Source organism: Polaromonas sp. P1_G2 (assembly GCF_056405515.1).
The window spans coordinates 1-9955 of the sequence record NZ_JBFUBY010000274.1; the positions used below are offsets into that span (position 1 = coordinate 1).

10 protein-coding genes and 1 pseudogene are annotated in these 9955 nt (G+C 58.3%); 8 read left to right on the top strand and 3 right to left on the bottom strand.

What is annotated here, in order from left to right:
* Window positions 1-235 precede the first annotated feature (235 nt).
* The 8 genes from AC1D0P_RS21120 (at window position 236) to AC1D0P_RS21155 (ending at window position 6555) form a co-directional block, all read left to right on the top strand.
* A complete protein-coding gene (locus tag AC1D0P_RS21120) occupies window positions 236-550 on the top strand; it encodes a hypothetical protein (RefSeq protein ID WP_477678542.1) in 315 nt (104 codons plus the stop codon).
* Between the two features lie 113 nt (window positions 551-663).
* Entirely contained in the window at window positions 664-1392 is a 729-nt protein-coding gene (locus AC1D0P_RS21125; RefSeq protein ID WP_477678543.1) for a hypothetical protein, read from the top strand.
* A gap of 22 nt (window positions 1393-1414) precedes the next feature.
* The gene (locus AC1D0P_RS21130; RefSeq protein ID WP_477678544.1) at window positions 1415-2809 is read left to right on the top strand and encodes a tetratricopeptide repeat protein; all 1395 of its coding nucleotides are present in this window, start codon (window positions 1415-1417) and stop codon (window positions 2807-2809) included.
* 69 nt (window positions 2810-2878) lie between these two features.
* Window positions 2879-3625: a hypothetical protein gene (locus AC1D0P_RS21135; RefSeq protein WP_477678545.1), complete on the top strand. Its 747-nt coding sequence runs from the start codon at window positions 2879-2881 to the stop codon at window positions 3623-3625.
* Window positions 3626-3717: 92 nt separating this feature from the next.
* Window positions 3718-4833, top strand: coding sequence for an ankyrin repeat domain-containing protein (locus AC1D0P_RS21140; RefSeq protein ID WP_477678546.1), 1116 nt, complete (start codon window positions 3718-3720; stop codon window positions 4831-4833).
* Entirely contained in the window at window positions 4808-4990 is a 183-nt protein-coding gene (locus AC1D0P_RS21145; protein ID WP_477678547.1) for a hypothetical protein, read from the top strand. The genes AC1D0P_RS21140 and AC1D0P_RS21145 overlap by 26 nt, the downstream gene beginning before the upstream one ends.
* Before the next feature lie 76 nt (window positions 4991-5066).
* On the top strand, window positions 5067-6056 hold the full coding sequence (locus AC1D0P_RS21150) for a hypothetical protein (protein ID WP_477678548.1): 990 nt from the start codon (window positions 5067-5069) through the stop codon (window positions 6054-6056).
* 100 nt (window positions 6057-6156) lie between these two features.
* A complete protein-coding gene (locus AC1D0P_RS21155) occupies window positions 6157-6555 on the top strand; it encodes a hypothetical protein (RefSeq protein WP_477678549.1) in 399 nt (132 codons plus the stop codon).
* Between the two features lie 43 nt (window positions 6556-6598).
* Here the strand turns inward: AC1D0P_RS21155 and fabG are convergent, their stop codons facing one another.
* The 3 genes and pseudogenes from fabG to AC1D0P_RS21170 form a co-directional block, all read right to left on the bottom strand.
* Window positions 6599-7342 carry a 3-oxoacyl-ACP reductase FabG gene (gene fabG, locus AC1D0P_RS21160; protein ID WP_477678550.1) on the bottom strand — a complete coding sequence of 248 codons (744 nt, stop codon included), beginning with the start codon at window positions 7340-7342 and terminating at the stop codon, window positions 6599-6601.
* A 46-nt stretch (window positions 7343-7388) separates the two neighbouring features.
* A complete protein-coding gene (locus tag AC1D0P_RS21165; protein WP_477678551.1) occupies window positions 7389-9536 on the bottom strand; it encodes a 3-hydroxyacyl-CoA dehydrogenase NAD-binding domain-containing protein in 2148 nt (715 codons plus the stop codon).
* A gap of 5 nt (window positions 9537-9541) precedes the next feature.
* Window positions 9542-9955, bottom strand: a pseudogene (locus tag AC1D0P_RS21170) (acetyl-CoA C-acyltransferase); the annotation flags it as partial.

Genomic DNA, 9955 nt, shown 5'->3' on the forward strand with positions numbered 1-9955 from the left:
GATGAAGGCCATATCGCCGCGGCGGAAATTCTCATGCCCCATTGGACGCCCACCCGAGCGCGCCTGGAGTTGGCGAAGACGCTGCTTGAATATCACATCAAGCGCAGCAACAAAGGGGTGGATGCGGTGAACATGCTGGAGACGATTGAAGCGCGACTTGCTGAACCTTTGTGATCATCTGAATTCGGGTTCGGATTATTTCGCTCAAGCTTCAAGGATAAAAGTATGTCCCTTAATGAAACGCAGCTATCAATACTGTTTGTTGATCGCGCGACACGTGAACAGATACAGGCGCAGTTTGAGTTGCTGGCGCAGCGCGCAAGCACTGGAGTTCTTTGGGCTGCTCAAAATCAAAGCACTGGCGTTTGAACAGTTATTTTCGGGCAACGGTTTGTGGGTGCGCTGGCACGACAAGGAGGATGTGCCCGCAAACATCTCGGAGGTGCCGATCGCTTTGCGTGCGATGGGATTGGTCTTTCATGGCTCCGAATACGGGCTGAAAGATGCTGGATTGTCAGACGATTTAGTTCAGCGGCTGTGTCGGCCCTGAAGGAGACTCACATGCCTGAATCATTCACCCTAGAAATCAAGAGCAACAGCGCCGAGAAGCCTCGCTCAATGCGCGACTATTCTTCTCCTATAACCTGTTAAGGAACACAAATCATGTTGAAAGTTATCGCCGCGATGCTGGTGCTATTGGCAAACTCGGCGTTCGCCCTCGAAGTGAATGAAGGCTCCCTCAAAGGTAGTTGGAAAATTGTCTCGTACAACGGCAACCCCTCCGATGACGTAGACGACCGATGGGAATTCAGCGGCAATCACATGACGCAGGTGACGTATTCAGCGAACGGAAAAATTCGTTCCATGAGTCCGTCCGTTTTCTACATTACCGACGGTCATTTGCTGGAAATTGATTCTGGTATTGTGAATATCAGCCAGCTCGATAAGCAGGTCATGAAGGCCACCGTGATTGGTATCGAATTCGTCTTTCGCAAAGTCAGTGATGAGGTCTATGTCAAACCGCATGCAAAAGAAAAAAYAGTCTCGGAAGAGACCGCCGCCATGGCATCCGCAATGGCGAAGGCACTGTTCGAAAATGGCGAAGAGAACGCCAAAGAATTGAGTTGCCCCAAAGCGGTCAAAGACACTTGGCGTTTCCTGGACCAATCCATGCTTCAGGGCGAAGTCAACTTTAATGACGGATACATCACCAGGCAAGAGCTTGCCGACGCCAACAAAAAATTCAACGCCCTCCGGGACACCATTGACGTGAAGTCATGTGACAGCTCCCAAGGCAATGCAAAGAACTTTTATCTTTGCCTGAGCAATCCGAAAAACATCATTTTGTATTGCGCGAATAAATACACATTCAATGTGAGTCAGCCCAAATAATTGAAGTCAATCAGGCTTATCAATGTCTGAATCATTCTCTTTAAAAATCACGGCCAAAAAAGTAAGCCCTGAAGCCCTGCGGGCACTTTCGCGCTTTGCTGCGGCGGTGAACAGCAAGGACGGCAGTGCCTTGCTGGCATTGGTATCGGAATCTTCGCTCGCCAAGTCGGCGCTGACGACCGACAAGTTGCCACCCGATATTTTCCTGCCGCACGCCCCGTACACCAGTTATCAGTTCAATGTGGTGGATGCCTTGCATGAGGCAACCCTGGCCACGGAGTTGGAGGTCGTGCTCGATGGCGCCGAAAAACTGCGCGTGGAGCTGGACGGAACAGACCGTGATGCCGATGGCTTTTGCGTATTCTTCTTGGTATGGCTGGCTTCGGTTGGTGTGACCGCGTTTGATGCGACGGCTAAGTCATTTCACGGCTGGTCCGCGAAGTGGACGCAGGATGATGCCAAGCTGACGCTGGTGAAGCACAAGCTCCCGGGCGACGAAGACTCTGCAGAGGTTTATGCAAAGCGCAATGCCGCCGCCGAGAAATCGTCTTGCGGTTTTCTCATCAAGCAGTTCAAGTACACGTTGGGGGGCGACTTCAATCGCTTGGTGTCATCGCTGCAGGACGATGGCGTGATGATGCATTCGTTTTCGCACATCATTGACAAGCTTGCTGCATTAAAGCGGGTGAAGACCGATACCCAGTATTCGGATCATCGCTTTGATCTCGAGATGTTGAGCAAGACGTTGTTGTCGCCAGACGAAGTGGAAAGCCCGCATCTGGGGCGAATCAACGGGTTCGAGATCATTTCCATCAATGAACAACTGGGTTCCTGGAATTTTGACTACGCCGCTGCGCTGGCCCACGTTGAGCAAGCCATCACGCAGCCTTTGTATCGTGAAGTTTTGGGTGAGTCAGGTACCGATGAACAATACGCGTGCCTGCATTGGGCGGCGGGAAATATTTCTGCCGTGCTGACACTGCATCCGAACCGGTTTTCATTTCGTCTACAGCGCTTCCCCGATCTGGCAAAGCTCCCCATCGCGCGAATCTACGCCCTGTACAAGGACGGGATAAGCCCCAGTGCATTCCATTGGAAGCAACTGCAAGCTCTGGCGCAAGAGCAAGCCGCGCAAGGCGACGCGGATGCTTTGCATATCCTGGCTTTGCTGTGCTTGCATAACGTCAATGGCTTGGAGCGCGACGCGAATAAAGCAGAGAAATTGTTTATCCAGGCCGCAGAGCGCGGCAGTACGGAGGCCATGTGGCTGCTGGGCACCACTTACACGCACTTTGATCGAGTCAAAAAACAATGGCCCAAAGATCTGGAGAAAGCCAGGCACTACATACAAATGGGGGCCGACCTGGGATCCAGCCGCTGCAAAGACTATTTGCCCTGGATTCTCAAGTATCTGTAGTGATGCACTCGAAGTGATGGGGCCAGAGCGGCTCCATCAGCCACCTGATCTAAATTGAAAGGAAGCACCATGGGCCTACACGCACAAGTCACACACATCGACCTGACCATCCGCCACGCCGCAGCCAAGCAGATGCGCCAGGATCTGGGGGCGCAGGGCCTGCTGGATGCGGCCACCACCTCGGCGGCCGACTACCTTGCCCAACAGTTCTGCGAAGTCACCAGCAGCCGGTCGGGGCTGCGCATCACCAACATCAGCTGGGACCAAATCGACGAAGACCTGTATGCGCTGCTGGACCGGCTCGCGCCCTACGTGCGCAGCGGCGGCTTCGTCAAATTCGGCGGCGAGGACAGCACCTGGGCCATGGCGCTGTACGAGCAGCAGGCGCTGCTGCCCCTGGGTGAATTGCTGTCGTTCAAGAAAAAGCCCCAGGAGGTGGCGGTTTCGAGTGAGTGGGGCGACAGTGGCCATGACGGCAACACCCTGGTGCACGATGCTACCGCTACCGAGGAGAAACTCAAGGACTTCTGGTACTGGCGCCACGGCGTGCTGATGCTGGCCCTGAAGGTGGCCTATCTCGGTGAGAGCCTGGGGCACCTCAAGAGCCTCAATAAGAAGGTCGTGGGCGATGTGCACGGCCTGTGCGGCAACGCGCACGACTTCCTGACCGGAGAGAGGACGCTGAGCAAGTCCCAGGTCAACTCGTTTGCCGACGATGCACCACCTTATGCAAAGCGGCTGCTGGACGTCATGACCACCATCCAGAACCGGCCTGACGCCCAGGAACTGTCGATCTGGTGGCGCGCTCACAAGTGAGGCCTACAGGGATTCACGCATATCTGGGTCCACCCGAGAGCGTCAGATTCTCGGCAAGCCTGCGTTTTATCTCACTCATGAAAGACTAGAAGATGCAAGATTTCAGCGCGGAGATCCTGTTCAAGGCGGAAGCAGATGCGGAATCCTTTGACCAGAGAGTCGTTGCACAACTCGGTGCGACGGACTCGTATTTTGACAAGGTGCTTCAAAGCCTGGGCGCATCGCTGCCCGGCGCGCGCAATGAGTTCTCCGTGGAGCGCTTTCGGCGCTATCGGAATGTAGTGAGCGTGCAGTTTTATGCTGGGAATCGCTCGGAATACAGGCCCATTCTTTCGGCCCTTTTCCAACTCGGCGCGCACATGGTCAAACTGCATGTCGGAGCCGACGACTACAACGAGGTCGAACTCTATGCGGATGGAAAACAGACCAAGAAGAAAGCTATCTTTCTCAAAGAGTTTCAGTCCATTGCGCTACCTGACCCGACTTCGGACTTCCAGCGGGCGCTCGCCAACAGGAACTTCAAGCGTGCCGAAGCTCTGATCCCTCAGATTGACGTGGCCAGAGTAACGCTTGACGACGAGATTCTCGAAGGCTTGATGCTCCGGGAGGCATCCACTATTGCACTGTATTTAATCGAACAAGGCGTCATTCGTGAAAATCGCCGTATTGGACAGTATCCCGCGCCACTCACGATCCGTGCGGCATATTGGTGCAACCTGCCAGTGTTGAAAGCGCTCTGTGCTCTGGGATTCGACCCCTATGAAACCAACACCGACGGCGAAACTGTATTGCACATTGTCCTGTCATCAGCAGAATTCGAAGCCATCGAAACCTGCCGGTGGGTCGTTGAGAGGTGCAAGAGCAACCTGAATCCCGTCACCCAGTGCGGCAGCCCCATTTGGCACTCGTTTGAGAGTGACGGATATTCCTTGCTCGCACGGATTTTCAGGGAGCAGGGTGCGCTGTTGATCGCGCCTGAAGGGTTCYATGAAAACCTGTCGCGTGATGAAGTCGTGGTCGAGTCCGCGAAGCACAACGACGTTGATACCCTGAAGACACAATACCAAGATCAGGATAGGGTGGCTGTTCTCTGCACCGCCGTGGAGCACGCTGCACTGGATGTGATTGTGTGGATGAATGACCGGCAATCGATAGACTGGTTTTCCGAGGTCAAAAGCGTCAATGGGCGTGACGGAAGGTCGCGTTGACAATGCCAGGACGCTGCTGGAACTGGGCGCGCCTATACCGGACGAGGTAGGCGGCGAGCCATTGGCGGAGACATTCGCTGAGCAGGCCATGAACTATCGCGATGACGTTGATCCGGCGGCCTGGGAGGCTCTTTTCAAGCAATACGGCTTGTTGTAGGCGTCAACAGTTATTCACTCGAAGTGATGGGGCCTGAGCGGCTCCATCAGCCAACCACGCAGGAACAGGTTTCCACATGTCCGAGCAGTTCACCGTCAAGATAAAAATCGCCAGCGCGGAGAAGCCCGCGCGCGAGTTCATCGCCAAGTTGGCCTCGGCACTTGGTGAGGATGACTATGCCGCCGTGCGGCAGATAGTTACCGTGGCACTCAATGGCGCACCGAGCAGCAAAAAAGAGGCGCACGCGTTAGTCGCCGCGCTGCTGCTGCCGTGCTCGGAATACGGCCCTGCCGGAGTTCCATTTCTGGATGCGGTATGCGGCGCTCTGGAAGATGCCAGCGCGTACCTGCAGGTCAGCGGTAGCAAGAAGCTCAGCGTCGAGCTGGGTGGCACGGACAACGGCACGGCCGACGCGGCGGCCTACCTGTTGGCACTGCTGCACAGCCTGCCTGTGGATGGCTTGGAAGCGGCCGGCAAGGGCTTCACGTGGATGGCCAAATGGGTTTGCGATGCGCAGGGGGTTTTGCAAACCGCGTCGTATGAGCCGCTGGATGAGGGCCAGAGAATTGATCCCAAGGCGGACGAAAAGCTGCGCCGCAAGGTTCAAAAAGAGAACAAGGCATTCCTCAGCACACCTTTGCGCGGGCTCGTGGATGCCTTGCCTGCCGATCTTCCCATGGGCCTCATCGATGCCGTTGGTTTGGACCAGATGCTGGGGCACACCTATGCGGAATTGATAAGCCACATTGCGGCCCTGCCCGATTGGACTGGCCATGAGTTTCGGGTTGGCATAGAGGGAAAAGTATTGACGGCGCGTGACCTGGACGATCAGTTGCGCATCAATATATGGAACGCGCCAGGCAACAAACAGAGCCTTGAATTGGAGCTGCGCACCGAACTCCCGGAAGCGCGCATGCACAAGCACTTCACGGACTTACTGCGCGAGCTTGGATACAACCAAGACCTGAGTGAGATTGGCTGGTTTGATTGGGAGTCCAGCGGTATCAACGTGAATGTACGACTTCATGACTGGATTTTCGAACTGCACGTGATACGTCATGCCTAGGAGTCTGGGCGGCAGCTCCTGGCCCGAGGGGCCCTTTGCTGGCTGTATATCTGGAATCGTTTGCGGGCCCGTACCCGTTTTATTACCTTAGGAGAAAACCATGTCATCGATCTTGTCAAAAACCGTAGACGCCGCAAACAAGTTAATTAAAGCGCCGAGCCAGGAGGAATTGAGAGAGCTTTGGCCAAGCACCAGTGAAGTTCATTTAGCGGCTGAAATTTATGGCGAGTGGATTGATCAGAAAAGTGTCAAAGGATTCATGGAGGTCGTGATCAAGCTCCATGCGGATGGAACCGGCACTTATTTCCATTCAAGGAGGGCTGGCATGGGCGCGTGGCCTTTCAAGTATTCCGTTGAAAGCTCGGTCCTGACGATGGCGCTGGAGGCCGTAGACAGTGAGGGCATTAGATACAAGCATCTGGATGCCCGACTTTTTGAGAAGAAGCTTTTGTTGAACGATAACGGTGACGTTTCTGTTTRTGTATTGAAAGGTGACTAGTTGATGTTTGGTTGCTGGGGTACCCAAACGGTTTCGCCTTTGCCTAAACCGACATCCCCCCAGACACCTCAATCACCGCCCCATTGACATAACTGGCCTCGTCGCTGGCGAGGAAGGCGTAGACATTGGCGATCTCTTCGGGCTGGCCCAGTCGCTTGAGGGGCACGTGGGCTTCCATCTCTTTGAGGACTTTCTCTGGAATGGTGTCCAGGATGTGCGTGGCGACAAAACCCGGCGCGACGGCGTTGACGCGAACGCCCTTGGGGCCCAGTTCGCGGCTCCAGGTTTTGGTGAAACCGATCACGCCGAATTTGCTGGCGGCGTAGTTGGTCTGGCCGAAGTTGCCATAGATGCCGACGACGGAGCTTGCGTTGAGGATCACGCCGCTGCCCTGGGCCACCATGGTGTCGGCCACGGCTTGTGCGCAATGGAAGACGCCGCGCAGGTTCACGTCGATCACCTTGTCGAACTGCTCCAGCGTCATTTTCTGCAAGCGCGCGTCCTGGGTGATACCGGCATTGTTGACCAGCACATCGATGCGGCCGAACTGGTCTTTGACCTTGCCGACCACGGCGTCGACCATGGCGCGCTGGGTCACGTCCATCACATAACCGACGGCCTGGGCCCCCAGGGCCTGGCATTGTTTGACGGCGTCGTCGACGCCGGCCTGCCTGACGTCGCAGACGATGACGGTGGCGCCTTCCTTCGCGAACTTGAGGGCGGTGGCCAGGCCTATGCCCTGGGCGGCGCCGGTGATGAGGCTGATCTTGTTGTGGAGTCTTGGCATGAAATGGAGAAAGTTGAGGTGAATGGGAGAGGGGGAGTGAGGCCGCTCAATATACCGGCTGGTGTTTGCGTATCGCGTCCTTGACCGCGTCGCTCAGCGTAAAGCCGGGCCCGAATTTAGCGGCCAGTTCCGCGCAGTGCCGGGCAAAAGCCTCAAGCYCCATGCCATAGATGAACTGCATGGCGCCGCCGGTCCAGGCCGGGAAGCCTATGCCGAAGATGGAGCCTATGTTGGCGTCGTGCACCGTGGTGAGCACGCCTTCGCTGAGGCAACGGGCGGTCTCCACGGCCTGGCGATAGAGCAGCCTGTCCTTGAGTTCCTCGATATTCCAGGCAGCGCCGGGCTTCTCGAACAAAGGCTTGAGTTCGGGCCACAGCTGTTTCTTCGCACCGGGCTCTGGCGGGTAGTCGTAGAAACCACCGCCGGCCGCGCGGCCGGGGCGATGCAATTCCTTGACCATGCGCTCGACCAGCAGTTCGCCGGGCGTGGCGGTGTAGGTTTTGCCTTCGGCGCTGAAGTCGGTGCGGGTCTGGTCCAGCACGTGCACGCTCAGCGAGAGCGCGGTTTCATCGAGCACGGCCAGCGGGCCCACGGGCATGCCGGCCTGGATGCCGGCGTTCTCGATGGCGGCGGCGGGAATGCCTTCGCCCAGCATGGCCGCGCCTTCCATCACAAAGGTGCCGAAGGTGCGGCTGGTGTAAAAGCCGCGCGAGTCGTTGACGACGATGGGGATCTTACCCAGGGCCTGCACATAGTCAAAGGCGCGGGCCACGGTCTCGTCGTCGGTCTGCTGGCCGCGGATGATCTCGACCAGCTTCATCCTGTCGACCGGGCTGAAGAAGTGGATGCCGATGAACTTCTCAGGCCGGTCGCTGGCCGTGGCCAGGCTGGAGATGGGCAGGGTCGAGGTGTTGGAGGCAAAGAAGCCGCCGGGCGCGAGCAGGGGTTCTGCCTCCTGCGTGACCTTGGCCTTGAGGTCGCGGCGCTCGAACACGGCTTCGATGATGAGCTCGCAGCCGGCCAGGTCGACGGCCAGGCCGGTCGCGCTGATGCGCGCGAGCAGGGCGCTTTGTTCGGCGGCCGTCATGCGGCCTTTCTCGACGCGCGGCGCGGTGATCTTGCTGCTGTAGGCCTTGCCGGCCTCTGCCTTGTCCTGGCTCACGTCCTTGAGCACGGTTGCGATGCCCCGGCTGGCCTGCGCGTAGGCGATGCCCGCGCCCATCATGCCGGCGCCCAGGATGCCGACCTTGTTGGGCCGGAACTTGGGCACGCGCGGCGGGCGCGACTGCCCGCTCTTGATGGCGTTCATGTTGAAGAAGAAGGTGTTGATCATGGCCTTGGCGTTCGTGCCGGTCATGAGCCTGGCGAGGTAGCGGCTCTCGATGCGCAAGGCTGTCTCGAGGTCCACCTGTGTGCCTTCGACCATGCAGGCCAGGATGGCCTCGGGCGCCGGGTAAAGGCCGCGCGTCTGCTTCTTGAGCATGGCGGGCGCGACGCTGAGGGCCGCGGCGATCTTGGGGTTGGCGGGTGTGCCACCGGGGATTTTGTAGTCCTTGGCTTCCCAGGGGTGTTGCGCCTGCGGGTTGGCGGCCAGCCACGCCAGGGCCCTGGCGCGCAGCGCGCCGGCGTCGGCCACCAGTTCATGCACCAGGCCCAGCTCCAGTGCCTGGCGCGGATTGAAGGTCTTGCCTTCGACCAGGTAGGGCTGCGCGCCCATCAGGCCCAGGTGGCGCGTCATCTTGGTCACCCCGCTGGCGCCTGGCAGCAGGCCCAGTGTCACCTCGGGCAGGCCGAACTGTGTCTTGCTGTCGTCCACCGCCACGCGGTAGTGGCCGACCAGCGCCACCTCCCAGCCGCCGCCCAGCGCCGTGCCATTGAGGCAGCTGGCGACAGGGATGCCCAGGGTTTCGAGCGTGCGGAAGTTTTTCTTGACGCGCTCGACTTCGGCATAGGCTTTGGGCGCGTCGGCGGGCGTGAGGCGCATGACCGCCTTCAGGTCGGCGCCGGCAAAGAAGGTGGATTTGGCGGAGGCGAGGATGATGCCTTTGAGGCCGGCTTTGTCTTTCACCACCTGGGCGGTGACTTCGCTGAGGTCGTCTTGCCATTGCCGGCACATGGTATTGACGGGGGAGCCGGGCTCGTCGAAGGTGATGGTGGCGATGCCGCCTTCGATCTGGTACTGGATGGTCTTCATGGCGTTCAGATTCTTTCCACAATGGTCGCAATGCCCATGCCGCCACCCACGCACAAGGTGGCCAAGCCGTAGCGCAGCTTGCGCCTGTGCAGTTCATCAACCAGCGTGCCCAGGATCATCGCGCCGGTGGCGCCCAACGGGTGGCCCATGGCGATGGCGCCGCCGTTCACGTTGACCTTGTCGTGCGGCACCTTCATCTCTTTCATGAAGCGCATCACCACGGCGGCAAAGGCCTCGTTGACTTCGAACAAATCGATCTGGTCCACCGTGAGGCCGGCCTTGGCCAGGGCCTTGCGCGTGGCGGGCATGGGCCCGGTCAGCATGATGGTCGGGTCGGCGCCGCTGAGCGCTGCGGCCACGATGCGGGCGCGCGGCTTCAGGCCGTGGGTCTTGCCGGCGGCTTCCGAGCCGACCAGCAC